The sequence below is a fragment of the Thalassotalea mangrovi genome (genome assembly GCF_005116735.1).
Lineage (GTDB): Bacteria > Pseudomonadota > Gammaproteobacteria > Enterobacterales > Alteromonadaceae > Thalassotalea_A > Thalassotalea_A mangrovi.
The window spans coordinates 1-18,875 of the sequence record NZ_SWDB01000018.1; the positions used below are offsets into that span (position 1 = coordinate 1).

Annotated in this window: 14 protein-coding genes and 1 rRNA gene; 8 read left to right on the top strand and 7 right to left on the bottom strand. The window is 45.1% G+C overall.

Annotation, left to right across the window (positions count from 1 at the left end; translation table 11 throughout):
• Nucleotides 1–136: 136 nt before the first annotated feature.
• Nucleotides 137–251 (top strand): 5S ribosomal RNA (gene rrf / locus E8M12_RS07860).
• Nucleotides 252–764: 513 nt separating this feature from the next.
• Complete coding sequence (locus E8M12_RS07865; RefSeq protein ID WP_169303074.1) at nucleotides 765–1,652, top strand: sialate O-acetylesterase; 888 nt, start codon at nucleotides 765–767, stop codon at nucleotides 1,650–1,652.
• A 9-nt stretch (nucleotides 1,653–1,661) separates the two neighbouring features.
• Here E8M12_RS07865 and E8M12_RS07870 read toward each other — a convergent pair whose 3' ends face one another.
• Nucleotides 1,662–3,017, bottom strand: coding sequence for an MATE family efflux transporter (locus E8M12_RS07870; RefSeq protein ID WP_136735541.1), 1,356 nt, complete (start codon nucleotides 3,015–3,017; stop codon nucleotides 1,662–1,664).
• A gap of 236 nt (nucleotides 3,018–3,253) precedes the next feature.
• On the opposite strand from E8M12_RS07870, the gene ubiA reads away from it, so the two are divergent.
• On the top strand, nucleotides 3,254–4,132 hold the full coding sequence (gene ubiA, locus E8M12_RS07875; RefSeq protein ID WP_438363456.1) for a 4-hydroxybenzoate octaprenyltransferase: 879 nt from the start codon (nucleotides 3,254–3,256) through the stop codon (nucleotides 4,130–4,132).
• Nucleotides 4,133–4,216: 84 nt separating this feature from the next.
• Here the strand turns inward: ubiA and recQ are convergent, their stop codons facing one another.
• Nucleotides 4,217–6,028 carry a DNA helicase RecQ gene (gene recQ / locus E8M12_RS07880; protein ID WP_246034058.1) on the bottom strand — a complete coding sequence of 604 codons (1,812 nt, stop codon included), beginning with the start codon at nucleotides 6,026–6,028 and terminating at the stop codon, nucleotides 4,217–4,219.
• A 115-nt stretch (nucleotides 6,029–6,143) separates the two neighbouring features.
• Between recQ and E8M12_RS07885 the strand changes: the two genes are divergently transcribed.
• From E8M12_RS07885 to E8M12_RS07905, 5 genes are all read left to right on the top strand, one after another.
• Nucleotides 6,144–6,599: a thioesterase family protein gene (locus E8M12_RS07885; RefSeq protein WP_136735545.1), complete on the top strand. Its 456-nt coding sequence runs from the start codon at nucleotides 6,144–6,146 to the stop codon at nucleotides 6,597–6,599.
• An 87-nt stretch (nucleotides 6,600–6,686) separates the two neighbouring features.
• On the top strand, nucleotides 6,687–7,184 hold the full coding sequence (locus E8M12_RS07890) for a hypothetical protein (protein ID WP_136735547.1): 498 nt from the start codon (nucleotides 6,687–6,689) through the stop codon (nucleotides 7,182–7,184).
• A 212-nt stretch (nucleotides 7,185–7,396) separates the two neighbouring features.
• Nucleotides 7,397–7,813: a hypothetical protein gene (locus E8M12_RS07895; protein WP_136735549.1), complete on the top strand. Its 417-nt coding sequence runs from the start codon at nucleotides 7,397–7,399 to the stop codon at nucleotides 7,811–7,813.
• Between the two features lie 148 nt (nucleotides 7,814–7,961).
• A complete protein-coding gene (gene rarD / locus E8M12_RS07900) occupies nucleotides 7,962–8,861 on the top strand; it encodes an EamA family transporter RarD (protein ID WP_136735551.1) in 900 nt (299 codons plus the stop codon).
• A gap of 442 nt (nucleotides 8,862–9,303) precedes the next feature.
• Complete coding sequence (locus E8M12_RS07905; RefSeq protein WP_136735691.1) at nucleotides 9,304–11,868, top strand: TonB-dependent receptor plug domain-containing protein; 2,565 nt, start codon at nucleotides 9,304–9,306, stop codon at nucleotides 11,866–11,868.
• Nucleotides 11,869–11,958: 90 nt separating this feature from the next.
• Here E8M12_RS07905 and E8M12_RS07910 read toward each other — a convergent pair whose 3' ends face one another.
• The 5 genes from E8M12_RS07910 to E8M12_RS07930 all read right to left on the bottom strand — a co-directional run bounded on the left by E8M12_RS07910 (nucleotide 11,959) and on the right by E8M12_RS07930 (nucleotide 18,846).
• Nucleotides 11,959–12,978, bottom strand: coding sequence for a M48 family metallopeptidase (locus tag E8M12_RS07910; RefSeq protein ID WP_136735552.1), 1,020 nt, complete (start codon nucleotides 12,976–12,978; stop codon nucleotides 11,959–11,961).
• Nucleotides 12,978–14,063: a YjgN family protein gene (locus E8M12_RS07915; protein ID WP_136735553.1), complete on the bottom strand. Its 1,086-nt coding sequence runs from the start codon at nucleotides 14,061–14,063 to the stop codon at nucleotides 12,978–12,980. The genes E8M12_RS07910 and E8M12_RS07915 overlap by 1 nt, the downstream gene beginning before the upstream one ends.
• A 223-nt stretch (nucleotides 14,064–14,286) precedes the next feature.
• Nucleotides 14,287–16,461 (bottom strand): DNA helicase II, encoded by a 2,175-nt coding sequence (gene uvrD, locus E8M12_RS07920; protein WP_136735555.1) that lies wholly within the window; start codon nucleotides 16,459–16,461, stop codon nucleotides 14,287–14,289.
• 285 nt (nucleotides 16,462–16,746) lie between these two features.
• The gene (locus E8M12_RS07925; RefSeq protein WP_136735557.1) at nucleotides 16,747–18,273 is read right to left on the bottom strand and encodes a S10 family peptidase; all 1,527 of its coding nucleotides are present in this window, start codon (nucleotides 18,271–18,273) and stop codon (nucleotides 16,747–16,749) included.
• A 228-nt stretch (nucleotides 18,274–18,501) separates the two neighbouring features.
• Nucleotides 18,502–18,846 carry a hypothetical protein gene (locus tag E8M12_RS07930; protein WP_136735558.1) on the bottom strand — a complete coding sequence of 115 codons (345 nt, stop codon included), beginning with the start codon at nucleotides 18,844–18,846 and terminating at the stop codon, nucleotides 18,502–18,504.
• Between the last annotated feature and the right edge of the window lie 29 nt (nucleotides 18,847–18,875).

Sequence of the window (18,875 nt, forward strand, 5' to 3'; positions counted from 1 at the left end):
AAGCGTTGTGAGGCGTTGAGCTAACCTGTACTAATTGCCCGTGAGGCTTAACCATACAACACCAAAGAAAATTGTGTAGTCTGACAGACAGTAAGAATTAAATTAATACAGCTTTTCGAATTGTAACCAAATTTTGTCTAGCGACAATAGCGTTGTGGAACCACCTGATCCCATGCCGAACTCAGTAGTGAAACGCAACAGCGCCGATGGTAGTGTGGGAGTTCCCATGTGAGAGTAGGACATCGCTAGGCTTCTAATTCAAATAAAAGAGGGCATCCGAAAGGGTGCCCTTTTTCGTTGTGCCTAAAAAATAAAATAACGACCAATGAAAGTGGCATGGATAGATGCCCTCGTTCATTCGAATAAAGGCTAACAGCCCACTTGCGGGAACGCATGTGAGAGCAGGACTGCGACGTTTAACCATCCATGAAACGTCGCTTTACCGTCCATCCCTGGACATAATCGCGAGGCCGCGTAAATTTTCGAATATAGTCGAAAATACAATGAATTAACTGAGCCCGCTCTAACGAGCGGGCTTTTTGCGTTTCGGGGACTGGAAAAAAATACCTTTAACCGTCATATCCTGCTACGACAGGATATCTCAGTAAAGCGAATAGCGAACCATATGTTTCGACGCAGTCTTCGCCGACATGGTCGTCACCGACAGCGTCCTCAGCGACGCAGTCCTCACCCTCACCCTGCTTTGCTTTCCCTCACTTTCTGCTACCATAGCTGACTGTTTTTACTCATTTAGGTTTCTACCCATGAAAAAGATACTGTTCATCGCACTGATGTTTCCCGCGTCTATGGTTTATTCGGCGGAATATTTACTATTTTTCCTAGGCGGTCAGTCTAATATGGAAGGGTTTGGCTATAACAAAGAACTTCCCGAGGAATATCAGAATTCTATTGATGATGTAATGATATTTAATGGCTTTGCAGTGCCAGATGACAGCAGTGAAGGAGGGTATGGCCAATGGTTGCCACTTTCCCCTGGATTCGGTACGGGTTATAAGGCAGATAAAACCTCCTATACCTTATCCGAACGATTTGGTCCGGAACTAAGCTTTGGCAAATACATCGCCAAACTGACCGGCAAGAAAATTGCCATCATTAAATATGCTCGTGGCGGGTCTTCAATCGCGTTAGGTGCATCAGGCTATGGTACCTGGGCCAAAGATTACCAGGATAACACCACATTGAATCAGTGGGATTATTTTAACAATACGGTTGAGTTGGCAATGGGTGTAAAAGATATCGATGGCGACGGTGAAGCCGATACGCTAACACCAGCCGGTATTGTCTGGATGCAGGGTGAGGCAGATGCTTATAACGAAGCGGCATCAAAAGTTTATTTACAAAACCTGACGCAGCTAATGTCCGATATTACCGCGGTATTTGGCTCAGAAGAGTTACCCATTGTTTTAGGGAAAATTAATGACTCAGGGAAAACGCCTGAAACCCGGGTAATGCCCTATATTGAACCAGTATGGGAAGCGCAACGCCAATATGCCAGCTCTCATAACAACGTTGAATTAGTACAGTTCGACCATGAGATAGAGTTTCTGGAAGACAAGTGGCACTACAAAAGCAAGCATTACATAGAACTGGGAAAAATCTTCGCTGCGGCAATGCACGGTAAACTTGATTAAGACTGAACCTCACTCGTGAGTGAGGTTCCTAAGCCATTTTTTTGAGGCTACACGCCAGCCAAATAAAATAAACTTGCACACTTCTTCCGAGTAAGTTACCACAACCACCCAAAACAGGGGTAATTTAAAGTAAAAAGCGGCGATGATTGTAAGAGGAATACTGATCATCCACATGCCGATGGTGTCGATGTACAGGCAGGCTTTGGTTTCACCGCCCGCTCTTAACATCCCCATGGCGAAGGTCATATTGGTAATTTTTATCCAGGCGCCTAAGGCGATAATCAAGAAGATATCGCTGGCCAGGTCGATGGTCGAAGACGGTAGGTCTGAGAACGGGATAAATACCAAGCTTTTCAATGTATAAAGAAGTAACCCGGCAATCACCGCAATAACCGGTGCCAGCATTGCAAAGGTCCGGGCAATAGACCAGGCTTCCTCAAATTTTTCAGCGCCGAGACGCTGGCCGACCATGATCGCACAGGCTGATGCAAAGCCAAAAAACAGTGAAATAAACATGCCTTCGACCGGAGCAAGAACACTCATTACCGCAAGCTCCTGGGTACCTATGCGCCCAAATATAAGTTGATATACAAACGTCCCCATCGACCATACGCCAAAACTAAACATCATCGGCCAAACCAGGGTCACCAGCTTTTTCCAGGCAGCGCTATCTTTAAGGCTGGAAATATCCTCTGCGGTCGGTTTTACCGGATGCCTTATGGCAACAATAAATGCTATCAGGATCACCAGATGAAGAAATCTCGATACCGTTGTGGCAATAGCGGCACCATCGACACCGAGAGGTTCAATACCTAGCCCACCGTTGATTAACCAGTAATTGAAAATGATGTTCAAGGTGATAGCCACCGCACTCATCAGCATTGGCAGTTTAACCTGGTTCATGCTGCGCAAAGCGTTTTCAAACACTAAGATAGCGGCGATAAAAAACAGGCTGGGCATGGTGATCCAAAGGTAACTCTCACCCAGGGCAATAACCTTACTATCAGTACTGCCGAGCGCCATCACATCATCGGCGTACAGAAAATTGAGTAACACAACAGGAATTAGCGCCAGTACCGCGACACTAATGCCCATCAGTATTGATCGCCGTAATTTATCCAGTTTGCCTGCGCCATAATACTGGGAAGCAAGCACGCCTACGCCCCAGGCCACGCCCATGACAATGATCATCACCACAAACTGGATACGATTACCCAAACCTACAGAAGCGACGGCAGCATCTCCTAAATGACTGACCATCATTACGTCAATCATGCCCAGCATGGTGACCAGGGTTTGCTGCAGTGAAATTGGCCAGGCCAGCTTAATGCTGTCTTTCAGTGATTGGACGTTTAAAAAGGACATATCTCTCAAAATTGGTATGATTCAGGTGTTTCGTAAAAAAAGGGCTGTTAGAATATGGCAAGCTTTGCCCATCTAGTCAGGCCAATAAAGGATCCGTTGGGCGGCAAGTTTAACACTTCAAAAGCTCAATATCCGAATATCTGAATTCGCATACGTATGTATACCAGGGTTTTCGCAATAAGGGCTTACATTCATCACCTGCAAGAATAGCAGGTGCAGGAAAATAAAAGAGATTAATGCACGTGATGACTAAGTGGTTTGGTTCTTTCGAGGGCATAAAACAGATTACTCGAATGGACAAGCCGATCGGCACCTATTTGTTGATGTGGCCAACTTTGTGGGCGCTATGGGTAGCCGCCGAAGACTTCCCGGGTTGGCATTACCTGTTGGTATTTACCCTTGGCGTGTTTGTGATGCGCAGCGCTGGATGTGTGATTAATGACTATGCCGACCGACGTGTTGATGGCAAGGTTAAGCGCACCAGCACGCGTCCCCTGGTATCTGGGTTAATAACAGAGCGCCAGGCGAAGAATTTATTTTTACTGCTAGTCTCAATCGCATTCACACTGGTGCTCACCTTATCCTGGCAAACCATTGCCCTTTCGTTTGTCGCCTTGTTGTTGGCAAGTTGTTACCCCTTCATGAAACGCTATACCCATCTGCCTCAGGTTGTCCTCGGCGCTGCCTTTAGCTGGGGTATGATCATGGCCTTTATGGAAATTCGCGGCTACATACCCCTGGAAGCCTGGTTATTGTTCGCTGCAAACCTGGTATGGACGGTTGCCTACGATACCATGTATGCCATGGTCGACAGGGATGATGACGTTATCATTGGCGTGAAATCTACTGCGGTGTTGTTTGGACGTTTCGATAAATTAGTCATTGCTGTGTTACAGCTATTGGTATTGATGCTTCTAGTCTGGGTAGGGTTGAGGCTGCAGTTCAATATGTTCTATTACTTATCGATAGCATTTACCGCTGCTTCATTTATTCATCAACATCAGTTGATTAAAAACCGTGACCGGGACAATTGCTTTAAAGCATTTTTGGATAATCACAATGGCTTGCTGTTTATACTGATCGGCATTTTACTGCAATATCATGAGTTTTATTGAAGGTTTTGAAGCTTTAAGCGACAAGCCATAAGCTATAAGTGGTAGGCGGGACGTTGAGGTTTGGCCACGTTGGCCGTTAACTTGCTAGTCTCTAGTCTCTTTAATCAAATCCATAAACGCTTTACCGTAGCGATGTAACTTAGTATCGCCAACGCCGGAAATGTTTAAAAATTCGCTGCTGCTGGTCGGTTTCAGGCGTGCCATTTCCATCAGTGATGCATCGTTAAAGACGATGAACGGAGCAATATCTTCCTGATCTGCCAGGGTTTTCCTAAGTTCCCGCAATTTACGGAATAATACTTTATCGTATTGGTTCTTCGGTTTGTTTTGTTGCCAGTAGCTGGCATGCTGTAGTCGCGGCCTGGCTAACATCAGTGGTTCTTTGGCACTCAGGACTGGCCTTGAGGCTTCGGTCAACTCTAATGCGGAATGGCGCTCAATATTTTGTTGTAATAAGCCCAAATGAATGAGCTGACGAATTACGGAAAACCAGTAGCCACGGGTTTTATCCTGACCAATGCCAAAGGTACTAACGTTATCATGACCGGCCTTTTTCAATTTCTCGGTATCACGGCCTCGCAACACATCAATCACATAATGGATATCACCCAACTGGGTTATACGATAAACACAGGATAAAACTTTTTGCGCATCCACCGTAGCTTCATAACGGCTGGGCGGATCCAGGCAGATATCACAGTTGCCGCATCCCGCATGCGTGTACTCGGCGAAGTAATTCAGTAATACCTGTCGACGACAGGTCTGCGCCTCGGCAAACCCAGCCATGGCGCTAAAGCGCTGCAGCTCTACTGCCGCGCGCTGTTCATTATCACTTTCACTAATTCGTTTTTTAATTCGGTCGATATCCTGATGGTCGTACAGCAATAGAGCTTCCGCCTCTAAACCATCTCGACCGGCTCGGCCGGTTTCCTGATAATAGGATTCCAGGGAGCGGGGCAATTCATAATGCACAACAAAACGAATATTGGGTTTGTTAATACCAAGACCAAAGGCAATCGTCGCCACGACGATACGGATATTGTCTTTGGTAAAACCATCCTGAATCACGTTGCGCATATCTGCTTCCATGCCAGCATGGTAAGCGGCGCAATTAATGCCTTTTTCCGCGAGTTCTTTGCTCAGTTTATCCACCTGCCAGCGAGAATTGCAGTAAATAATACCGCTGTCTTCACTGTTTTCCCGTAAATAATCCAGCAACTGGCGCTGACCATTATATTTTTCCGTTAAGGTATAACGGATATTCGGGCGATCAAAACTGTCGAGGAGTACAAATGGGTTTTGCAGATTGAGTTGCTGCAAAATATCTTTGCGAGTGGTGACATCAGCCGTTGCCGTCAATGCCATGATTGGCGTGTACGGAAAATACTCCTTTAAACGTCCTAGCTGGGTATAGGAAGGGCGAAAATCATGGCCCCACTGGGAAATACAATGCGCCTCGTCTATGGCAAAAAAGCTGATTTTCATTTGCGTAAGACTTTGCAGAAAGTAATGGGATAGCAGGCGTTCCGGGGCGACATAAAGGATACGTACTTCGCCGCGCCCTACCCGTTGCATGGTCTGATTGATAGCCGCGGTATCCATGGTACCGTTGACATAAGCGGCACTAATCCCTTGTCGCAGCAGGCCATCGACCTGATCTTTCATCAAGGCGATTAGCGGTGAAACTACAACGGTCAGGCCAGGCATTAAGGTAGCGGGGAGCTGGTAACATAAAGACTTACCACCACCGGTTGGCATCAGCACCAGGCAATCACGCTGACTCATCAGTTGCTCTATCACTTGTTTCTGGCCCGAGCGAAATTGCTCATAACCAAAATGATGTTTGAGCGAATGAACTAAATCTGGTAAGGGTTGAGCGGGACTAACGGTGGTCAAAGTCTGAATATCGGGATTATTTTTTTGAGCATTTTACCCCAGAGCGTCGCTAACTCGGTAGACTTTTATTGGGAAATCCTTAAGCTATTGAATTTCTTCAAGCAAAGGTTATGTCATGAATAAGCATCAGGTTCTCGAGCAAGTTACCACCCTTTGGAATACCCATATTGCATTCAATCAGTTACTCGGCTTCACCATCACCCGTATGGATCCTCAGGAGTCTGAAATCCGGTTTGCCTGGAAAGATGAGCTGATGGGCAATCCAGTGCAGGAAATTCTCCACGGCGGGGTGATTGCATCGGTGCTGGATATGGTCGGTGGTGTTGTCGCTGCTGCCAATATTATTGAAAACCTACCGCAACTGGACGAATCCATCATCCACGAGAAACTGTCGCGTATGAGTACCATTGACCTGCGTACCGATTTTTTGCGGCCGGGTCGTGGTAATGAGTTTATTGCCACGGCGCGCATCATTCGCAAAGGCAGTAAAGTGGCAGTAGCGAGAATGGAATTGCACAATGAAAAAGGTACCCATATCGCCTTTGGTACTGGTACTTATATTGTTGGTTAATGTTCAATATCGCTAATAGTTGAACATGATTGCAGATTTATTGATTTCTTGTTAAAAAAATACAATAAAGTTAACGGATTAATAAATATGTCTAAACTGCTATCGAAGCTCTTCTTGTTATCACTATTCACCACGTTTTCAGTGCCCGCTGAACAAATTTACGGGGTAGCAGGTACTCACCTGGAATTAAAAAACTCGTACGGTCGAGTAAATGCATTTTCCGGTTTGGCTGGATACAAACTGGGTCATCGTAATTTTACACTCACCCCTCAGTTTAGATACATCAAAGGAAATAAAACGACGGTTAAAAGTGGACGGGCTGAGGCAGAATTCGATGATGCGGCAATATTTGGTTTTAAGGCACAGTATACTTTCGATTTAGGATTGTATGTTTTTTCGACCCCCTCATACGGAGTTGTTAATTACTTCGACGGTTACTGGGTTAGCAGAGAATGGCGAGAAGAGGGAGCAGGCATAAATTTGGGTTTTGGCTATGAATTTTACGATTTGATATCAACAGAAATATACTACGACGAGTTTTCAGAATTTAAGGCCCTCAATGCTGGAATTAGTATACAGTTTTAATTTACCTAGTAAATGTACATAGGTAACAGAATTAATCAGTCAAACAGAAAAAGCCAGTTAATATGTATCGTAGATTTTTGTCGAAAAATCACCTTTGCGTAAGCTGGTTTATACCATGCCTAACCGCGGTGGATGTATTGTTCTATGAAGAATTTGATCAATCATTAACAGTTGCCATACTGTTTGTATTGTAAGCAAAAAATGGTATTGCCATGGCAAAGTCGAATTTTCATAAGTTAAGTAGCCTCGCTGGTATTGGGGCTCTTACCCTGATCATGACAGCATGTAGTCCCGCCAGGGACGAAATTACTGTTGAGTTGGTAAATGTTGCTAAGACGGGTCAATGTCATCAAAAAATGATATTTAAAAATGGTACGGACAGAAAGGTAACGCTGGCTGGAAAAGTAGATTATGCCAATGGCTATCATGTCCGAATTGATTCACTCGAATTACCACCCAATAGCACAGAGCGTAAACAGTATAATATTCTTGAAGAGGGTGAGGACGGCGCCGAAATTTTTGATTGTAATACGGACGTATTGAATCCGCAGCCGAAAGTGCAGGTCAGCCAGTGTGACTTAGAAGGTGGTTCTGAAACCGAGTGTAAGGCGTTGCTTCGTTTGTTGTAACAATTGGGTCTTTGTTATGCCAACATGACCAGGAACAATAGACCAAGTGAATTCCGGAGGATGAATATTCGATTAACATCAAGCTTTCTCCGGGTATTTGCCCTATGCTAGAATCCCCGCCCAATTAGCTCCCACGTAAATTTTCACTATGTCTCAACACAATCAAACCAAATCCGGTGTGATTAACGCTATCTGTGCATACACCCTGTGGGGTATCGCACCGATTTACTTTAAATTGATCCAGCATATTTCTGCCAGCGAAATATTAATGCATAGGATCGTCTGGTCGTTTGCTTTACTCGCCCTGATCATCCTGGTCATGGGTAAATGGTCGAAAGTACAAACCATTCTGTCACAACCGAAAACCTTAATGTGGTTAGGGGGAACGGCGCTAATCCTCGCCGCGAACTGGCTGATATTTATCTGGGCTGTGAACAATGGCCACATTCTTGAAGCCAGTCTCGGCTATTATATTAATCCGTTACTCAATGTTGCCCTTGGCATGATATTTTTAGGGGAGCGTTTGTCAAAATGGCAAATTGTCTCCGTTGCCCTGGCGCTTATTGGCGTAATGATCCAATTGCTAAGCCTGGGCAGTGTCCCGGTAATTGCACTGTCGCTCGCCGCTTCATTCGGGATTTATGGCTTATTGCGGAAAAAGCTGATGGTGGACTCGTTAGCGGGTTTATTTGTTGAATCTGCCTGGTTATTACCCATAGCATTACTCTATTGGATGGTGTTCCTGAATAGCCCAACCAGTAATTTTGCCAATAATCCAATGGATTTAAATACCCTGTTGATTGCCGCAGGGATTGTTACCACAGCCCCTTTGCTGTTTTTCACCGGCGCAGCAAAACGCCTGACGTTGGCGACACTGGGCTTTTTCCAGTACATCGGGCCAAGTATTATGTTTGTGATCGCCATCAGCGTTTATCAGGAACCTCTGGTGATGGAAAAACTGGTAACCTTTGGCTTTATCTGGTCGGCACTGGTGATTTACAGCCTGGATTCCTATCGTAAACACCGTAACAATAAAAAGCGTATTTAAAACCTTTCGTCGAGGCCAATACCATGCAGATTATTCTCTCGGGTTTTGGTCTCGTTTAGTCACCCTCTGTCGCCATGAGAAGTTCAGCAAAATAAGCCTCATTTTCTGACAGCATTTACGAAAAAACATTCAACATTGTTAAAACTTGCTTACATTTTAACAAGTTGAGTTAATTCTTATCACTTCCTTAGTACGATTTATTCTGGTATTAGTAATGTTGATTTAACGAAATTTTAACTTTTTTGAGGGCCAAATTTCGACATAACGCCGAATAACGTATTCCCCCATGCGTTTTTGAGTAGTAACCATGACCTGTTCTTAATGCCTCTGGCATTAGGTTAGGGAATCGAATTAATACACAATAATAAAGGATAGGGAAATGTTTAAACGAACATTACTAAATCGCACCATTACTGCGCTAGCCGGAACGGCAATACTAAGTATGCCAGCTTTTGTCGCTCAGGCGGCCGAAGAGGAAGATATTGAACGTATTGAAGTGACAGGATCGCACATCAAACGTACTGATATGGAAGGTCCATCACCGGTCACTAGCTTATCATCCGAAGATATTTCAAAGTCAGGTGTTACTGACCTTATTGGTCTGTTTGCTAAGTTACCGATTTCCGGGCAAGGTACTTTTTCAACCCAGGCGAATAGTTCTGATGACACCGCTAATGGTGGTTCCAGTGTCTCTCTGCGTGGTCTTGGAGCGGACTCTACCTTGATTCTGGTTAACGGTCGTCGCGTATCGGTTAGCCCGTTTGCAAAATCAATTGATACCGCATTCGTTGATATTAACAATATTCCCATTGCGGCGATCAAGCGCGTCGATATCCTGAAGGACGGTGCTTCGGCGATTTACGGTTCTGATGCGATTGCTGGTGTAATCAACATCATTTTACGTGACGATATGGACGGTGCAGAACTGAATGTGAAATTCGGTGATACCGCTGATGGTGGCGGTGAAGAGCAAAACGTTAGCTTAGTGTGGGGGAACAGTGACGAGAAAAGTAGTCATACCTTTGTCCTTGATTACTTTAAACGTGAAGAAGTCCTCTATGCCGATCGTGACTATTCTAAGTCAGCAAACCAGGCCGCTCTTCGCCCAAATGACCCCTTTGCCACCGATTTTCGTTCATCTTCAGGTATCCCTGGCACTATAGAACTGGCTTCCGATCCTACGGTTCGCGTCCCTGATACCTTTGGTAATGATGTTTGTGCGCCAGAGGATATCGGCGGTCCATTTTGTCGCTACGATTATGCGCCGCATATGTCTATGTTCCCGGAAAGTGAACGGTTTAGTTTTAACTACATGGGTAAATATGAAATCAGTGATTCGGTTGAAGGATTCGCAGAACTGAACGGCCAGAATTCGAAATCGGTAGTTCGTGGTGCGGGTTCGCCTTCGTTTGAAGAATTATTCATGTCTGGTGACAACCCTAATCATCCATTTGCGGATGATCCTGACAGTGAGTTTTATCAACAGGATTTAACCATGCGTCGTCGTACCGTCGATATTGGTAATCGTCAGAAAAATGTTGATAGTGATTACTACCGGGTGATTTTAGGGGCCCGCGGTGATATCGGCGACTGGAACTGGGAAGCGGCTTACAGTTACATCAAGAGTGAATCGACAGAGATGGGTGTAGATGGTTTCCCCAATTCACAACGCATTCAGGAAGCGATAGACAGTGGGCTGTGGAATCCATTTGAACCTTCCTCCAACAGCGAAGAAGCATTGGCTTATATCGAGACCTTTACCACACGTACAGGTAAATCAACCAATAAGTCATTTGATGCGAAAATTTCCGGCCCGGTATTCAGCTTGCCTGCGGGGGAATTATTTGTAGGTTTCGGTGCTGAGTATCGTGAGCAATCGATTAGTGATAATCCGGACGATCAATTCTTACGGGGTAACGTGTTTGGTACTGAGGCAACGCAGGCGAATGCCAGTCGCGATAATACCGCAATTTTTGGTGAGGTAATGGTACCTATCTTTGATAGCCTGGAAATGCAATTTGCCCTTCGCTATGAGGATTACAGTGACTTTGGTACCACGACAGATCCGAAAGTTTCTTTCCTGTGGACTCCGACCGAAAACCTCAGCTTCCGTGGTTCATACGGTACCGCCTTCCGTGCTCCGTCATTACATCAGATTGGCCTGGGGCGCACCGATGAGTCACCAAATCTTGTCGATGATATTCGTTGTGCGGCTGTTGGTAACATCAACAAGGCCTGTGAACCTCAGGAATATACTGCGGTATTTGAAGGTAATCCGGATTTGGGGCCTGAAGAATCAACCTCGTATAACCTGGGTGTAATTTACAACATTACTGATAACATCAACTTCTCCCTGGATTATTACAATTACGAAATCGAAGATATTATCGATTCTGATACCCAGTTCATCTTCTCGAATTTTGGTGCTGATCCAAATGTTGTTGAGCGTCTGCCTTCCAACATTCCAGGCGATCCAGGTGAGGTTGTCACTATTTTTGATTCTTTCCAGAATATTGGTGATTTAGATACCTCAGGGATTGATTTGGACTTCCGCTGGGATTTAGATACCGGATTAGGCCAGTTTAAATTAGCTTATATCCTTAACTACGTTCTTGAATATGAAGATCGTCGTCCTGGCGCTGAAGGCGGACAACGGATTGATACTGAAGTTGGAGATTTTGAGCAACCGGAATTCCGTTGGACCGCATCGGCGGACTGGATTGGGTTTGACGAGAACCTGGGTGTCAACCTGGCCGTAAACTACATTGATGAATTTGAGCAGGACGCGGCAGTACAGGCTGTGGGTATGCCGAAGGTTGATTCATTTACGACGGTAGATACCGCCATAAACTTTTATGGTTTTAAAAATACCGTGTTGACCTTAGGTGCGACCAACTTATTCAATGAAGAGCCGCCATTTGCCTATCATGATTTTATGGGCTTTGTGGTAAATGTTCATAGTGGTCAGGGCCGCTTTGCTTACCTTCAGGCCAAATACTCATTTTAATGGTTGAAATTGCAGTTAAAAAGGGGAGCTAAGCTCCCCTTTTTTATTTAAACAGATTTCATTCTCTAATCATTGCCCTCTAGGCAATTGCTATTGAGTTGCCCGTTGAATGCGTTCTTCAAACTGGGGATGGGTAGACAGATATTCGACAAGGGGCTGAGATTTTTCTTCTCCCAGGCTTTCCTGTAATCGTGTCATCGCCTCTACAAACGCTTCAGGGCTGGCGCCAATGCTGGATAGCTGTTGAATGGCATATTGATCAGCTTCCCGTTCCATATCCCTTGAAAACTTGTTCTGCAATAAGGTTAATGCGGTACCTGAAAACAATTCTGCCATGCCTTCAAGGTCACCAAAAAAATAGGTGATCATTAAACTGGTACCTACCGACTCGGTCATAATTCTTAAGCTATGGCGTTCAACCACATGGCCGATTTCATGCAACATTATGGCATTCAATGCATCTGGATGATCGACAAACAAGGTTGCCAGATCATCGGTGACAACGACTGTGCCACCAGGTAGCGCAAAGGCATTGGCGCCATAAAACTCGCTTTTCTTGATGAACAGCTCGAATTGATCCTGAGGTAAGGATAATTGGCTGAGAAGCTGTTGCCAGTTGTGATGAATCGACTGCTGTTGTTCAACATGCAGCTCACTGCTTGTCAGTATCTCTTCGTCAAATAATTCCATAACCTGTTCGTCAATATTATGACTAACCGACGGCGGAATCATGTTGGCAACCGCCATTGCTGCGGTTGGGATCACCGAATTACTTAACCAGTAAAAGCTGATTGGTAGTAATGCGGTGGCAGCTAAACACGCCCACTTGTTACTTTCCAACCAGGCCAGGATTCGGTTTCCTTTATTTGCTTTATACAATTGTGTTGCGGTGGCGGTATTACCATTGATTTCAAGGCGACTGCCATCATTCAGTAATACCTCGCACGGTAGTGATGGCAGGGGTGGCACAACGTCGAGATCAAACAGGTCGATTCGTCTTGATGCATTATCCGTCGTCGCAGTAATTAATAACTGCTGGTTTTTAATAGCCACGGTAACTTCGCAGGATTCACTGCTACCTGCGAAGTACATTAATCCGGAATCAGACATTAGGTTAATGCCACATCCACATCAAATACGTTGGCAACTTCATCACCCAATGCGGAAGTTTCTTCAACAATCGTATCAATGACTGGTTGGATATCGTCACAGATATTGATTTGCGTATTATTTACCGTGTAATTGGCGGTTCGCACCTTGGTCCAGGGATAGGCAAAACCGAGGGTACAGACGAGAGCGACGATATTGCTGATCTGTAACCAGGCCAGGCTGGAGAACTGAAAACTGGAAGCAAATGTTGCCACATCATCAAGTTCAGTGTTTTCAAACAGGTAATTGCGGATAATCGATTTGTACAACGCCTGGATAAAGGTAAAGAACAGTAAGTAAATACCCATGGTCACAATAGTGACTAGTGCACTGGTCGCCCCATCTTGCTGAAATGCTTCTGCACCAACGCCGCCGATGATAGCCATCATTACACCAAAAAATAACATTAATCCCAGCGTCAGGCCTATCGTTGCCAACGCCGCCATATAGTAAGTACCGGAAGTAATTTTCGTATTGAAGGCTTTGTTGCCGTAGCGAGTATTATCGACAATAAACTTGTCCATGCGTTTTAATACCCAAGGCAGCAATAGATACAAGGTAAACACACTGGCAACAGGCAGCAGGATGAAGTTGATGGCCGCATCCCATGGAGAACCTTTAAAGTCAAAGCGGACATTGCGATAGCTGGTCATCCGCATGTTGAAACGCATGCTGGCACAGATCAGAAATGGCATAAGTACCAAAAACAGTAGGGAGGCAACTAAACCGGCGACCGGTGCAAACAGGTTTAATAAATAAAAGCCTCCAAACAAGACGACGGCTATAATCCGGCCTTTTAGTATTTGTAATGGCTGTGCCAGATAGCTGAAGCGATGGCCATCAAGCTCAGTATGACTGAAAAAGTAACGATTGGTTCTGACCTTGGCCCAGGCTGAATAGATGCCCAGGGTTAATATGCTTAAGACAACATTAACCACCCAGATTTTAAAAAATTCCCCGGCCTTGCCATGAAAATGAAAAGCTTTCGGTTGATAGGTTTTATTCACGACTGGCGCAGCGTCGCCCTGTGCAATAGTAGATTCCATATAGAAGTAATTCCTTGTTATTTTTATTTATTATCAGAGTTCGAGGGCGTTGCTTTGTCAATAATCTGGGTTGTAGAAAGTAAACCCGTGAATGGAAAGTCAGACGGTATTCTCTCAGAAGATCGAAATTCGAACATCATCGACCATTTTGTTTAATTATCCGGCAAAGATCAACCTTGCCGAATAACCAGGAGCTTAATGGAAATTTATGGGGGTGGTGAGATTAGATGGCTTCGAGATTGGCGTAGGCAACAACCAGCCATTTGCTACCGTGCTCAATAAAGTTGACCTGCACCCGTGATTGGGCGCCGCTACCTTCGAAATTTAACACCGTGCCTTCACCAAATTTACTATGACGTACCTGCTGGCCTAATTTAAACCCGGTATCGGCAAAGGTATCTAAGGATATGGTGTTGGCAAAGCGGCCAGTCGTTTTCGGCTTAACCGCCTGATTCTTCATCCGGATCTCATCCAGATACTGATCCGGAATTTCCCGCAGGAAGCGACTGGGGCGGTGGTATTTTTCCTGGCCGTATAAGCGTCGTGATTCGGCATGGCATAAATACAGTTTTTCCATCGCCCGGGTCATACCGACATAACAAAGGCGGCGCTCTTCTTCCAAGCGGGTAATATCGTCACCTGATTGTTGTGACGGAAACATACCTTCTTCCATGCCAACCATAAACACCAGGGGAAATTCCAGGCCTTTGGCGGAGTGCAAGGTCATTAACTGCACCGCCGCTTCATATTCGTCTGCCTGGGATTCGCCCGCTTCCAATGAAGCATGGGTTAAAAAGGCAGTAAGTGGCGTCATCTCATCTTCAACTTCCGGATCTACTTCAAAGGTCTGACAGGCAGTGACTAATTCATTTAAGTTTTCGATGCGAGCGGCAGCGCGTTCACCTTTTTCAGCCTGATACATGGCTTTTAAACCAGAATGTTGAATCACATGATTGGCTTGTTGATCCAGGTTCAGGTTTAAGGTGTCATCTTCCAACTGGTTAATTAATTCAATGAAGGTCTTAATCGCATTGGCCGGACGCGCCGATAGCTGTTCACCGTCAAGCATGCGGATACAGGCTTCCCACAGGGTGGAACCATGACTGCGGGCGGCATCGCGTACCAGCGATAAGGTCTGATTACCTATGCCTCTGGTCGGTGTATTAATAATGCGTTCAAACGAGGCATCATCGTTACGATTGTTCATCAGTCGCAAATAAGCCAGGGCATCTTTAATTTCCTGGCGTTCGAAGAATCGTAAACCACCGTAAATTCGATAAGGTAGTTGCGCCTGTAACAAGGCTTCTTCCAGTAACCGAGACTGGGCATTTGAGCGATAAAGGATGGCGACATCATCGAGACTATTGCCTTCATCCAGCCATTGCTTAATCCGGCTGCTGACAAAACGGGACTCATCAAGATCATTGAATGCGGTATAAACAGAAATCGCTTCACCGTCGGAATCTTTGGTCCATAAATCTTTACCAAGGCGATTATTGTTGTTGCTGATCAGGGCGTTGGCGGCATTGAGAATATTACCGGTGGAACGATAATTTTGCTCAAGTCGTATGGTTTCGGCACCGTCAAAATCTTTTAAAAAGCGCTGGATATTTTCAATTTTTGCGCCGCGCCAGCCATATATCGACTGGTCATCGTCACCAACGATCATTACATTACCGTGCTCGCGACCCAATAAGTTTAACCAGGCATATTGAATAGCGTTAGTATCCTGGAATTCGTCTACCAGAATACGCGAGAAACGACGCTGGTAGTGTTCCAGCAAAACAGGATTATTCAGCCATAACTCATGGGCGCGAAGTAGCAATTCGGCAAAGTCTACCAGGCCTGCCCGGTCACAGGTATCCTGATAAATTTGATAGATTTTTTTGAATGTTTCTTCGGTCGGATCTAATTGCGCATCGATGTGTTTAGGGCGCAGCCCTTCATCTTTTTTGCCATTGATGTACCACATCGCCTGTTTCGCCGGCCATTTTTTCTCATCCAGGTTCATCGAGCGGGTCACCCGCTTTAACAAGCGTAACTGATCATCAGAGTCCAGAACCTGAAAGCTTTGCGGTAATTTCGCCTCCTGGAAATGCATGCGCAACAGGCGGTGCGCCAGGCCATGGAAGGTACCAATCCACATACCATGAATATTACTGCCAACCGCCTGTTCTACCCGGGCGCGCATTTCTGCCGCCGCTTTATTGGTAAAGGTTACCGCTAAAATACTGTGCGGTGAGACGTTCTCAACCCGCATTAACCAGGCAATCCGATGCACCAATACTCGAGTTTTACCGCTGCCAGCGCCCGCCAGTACCAGCATGTTTTGCGCCGGAGCTGCTACCGCTTCGCGTTGTTTGTCGTTCAAAGAGTCGAGTAATTCCGATACATCCATAATGAAAGTTGTTGCTCACTACCTGGTTAATATTGAGGGACAGTATACCAGTATTTTAACTACTGTATATAAGTACAGAAACCAGATTCTGACGAATCTGGTTTCTGTAGCTGTAAGCTGTAAGCGATAAGCGATAAGCGATAAGCGATAAGCTATAAGCTATAAGAGGTAAGCTGCTAAGGCAAGGCGGGAGGTGGAATCATTGACGCAGTCCTCACCGATGTAATCTCCATCGACGTCAGTCTCCCTCTATAACAGAAACGGTGCATTAGCACCGTTTCTTAGTTAGTACTTGGCGGCTTGGTCCGCTGCCGGGATGGCTTTTAAGATAAATTCACGCAGATCATCATTTGACTGTTTTAAATCTTCATGGCGTAAATACATCATATGTCCGGAGCGATAACCCTTAAAGCTTAAGCGCTCACGCATTTTGCCACTTGGGTCTAACTGCCACATATTATACTTGCCATCGAAGTAGTTAGTTGCACCATCGTAATAGCCGCTTTGGATCATCACATTCAGGTAAGGATTTTGTGCCATTGCCAGGCGCAGGTTTTCTCCGGCATTATTATTGCTGCGATCCCATGGATGCACCGGGCCGAACATGTTGTACTTCACATCGGTTTTGTAATTTAGCTCTTCACTGTAGTAATAATTAATGGCTGGCGTGAATGAGTGCAACCAGGAAGTCAGCTCTGGCCAGTAGTCTGGACGCGAACCACTTTCTTTTTTATCAATACCTAAATAGCGAGAATCAAGGCGACCAACGGTCTGACCGCGATCATTTAATACGGTTTTCCAGAAATACGCAGTGTCGATATCGAGATTATTCTGCAGTACCTGCTTTTTACTTAATCCAGAAAAATATGCGACTTTATCGGCAACCTGTGAACGCTTATCGGCATTTAAAAACGCACCTTGAGCAAGCGCAGGTAAATAGTCATTGATGGCATAGTGTTCAGCAAGTTCCAGCACTTCCATTAAATCCATTGCCTGCAAGTCATCGCTTAAGGCCTTGTGGTACCAGGCAGTTGCTGCAAAATAAGGTAAGCGATTAGCCGCTTTTACCGGACCTTCACGATCAATACCGATATCGGTTGGCGATACCAGGACGACACCATTTAAATACATCCATTGCTGGTTTTGTAATACCAGGGACAGTGCCGAGACCCGGGTTGTACCATAGCTTTCACCGATCAGGAATTTCGGTGAGCGCCAGCGTTCATGGCGAGTAACAAAAGTGTTTAGCCATTCAGCCAGATATTTAACATCAGCATTAACGCCAAAAAACATTTTCTGCTGCTCGTCTTTACCCGGTAATTTACCGTCTTTGTCTTTCAGCATCCGCGAGTATCCGGTGTTTACCGGATTAACGAAAACAATGTCGGCAACGTCTAACACGGAATACGGATTGGTTTTCACGCCATAGGGTTGTAATGGGTAACCTTCATCGTCGATATGGATCACTTTCGGGCCAGTGTAAGCGATGTGCATCCACACCGACGCCGATCCTGGTCCACCATTGAAAGAAATCAATAACGGTCGGGTACCGTTATTCTTTACATCATTACGCTGATAATAGGTGTAATGAATGGCGGCAATTGCTTCATCCTTATCATTCCACAGAGGCTGTGTCCCTGTCGTTGCCGTATATTTAACGCGTTCACCATTAATCTTTGTTTCGTGTCTGGTGACTACCTGATGATCGGCTTGTTGGGCTCTCGGGAGTATCGTTTCGTTCGTGGCAGCCGTAGCCTGGGATATGGATGTTAATGCAAGGCTCGTAGCCAGAATAAAATATGTTAATCGCATAGTTATTGTTGTCGTTATGAAATCTGAAGTAAGTGTAATCATGAATGACCAAGTTATGCCAGCTTTCACCGATAAAACCCCAAAAACAAAAGATATAATACTAATTCCACTTCATGAGCCTCTGCCCAAACGCTGAGTTGTGCAAAAACTTAATGGAATTGGTATCTAGTTCTCTATGTTCAAAAAAAAGCCACGCAGTAGGCGTGGCTGTTGTTTTGTTGTAGGTAGCTATTCCCAAAACTTCCACCATTTTTTACGATTTTCCCGGGATTCTTGTCCCTGTTCAGAACCTTTGTCCTGCTCCTTCATCGGCTGTTCAGCTTTTTTCGCCTGTTGCTTTGCTATGCCTTTAGCTTTTTCAGAGTCGGATTCTCTCTTGGAGTGCTTGTCTTTAGCTTTTGCCAACTCATCTTCTTTGGGCTCTTCGATACGTTGCTGTTTATCTTTCAGTGCTTTTTGGTTCTGCTTTTGCATCTGTTGCGGCTTATCTTTTTCTGGATGTTCTGGTTTTGCCGCATATACCTGAGTCGTCATTAAACCCGCGATCAAAACGCAAAGATATTTATTAATCATAAGATTCTCCTTATTGGTTTTGCTGCAAT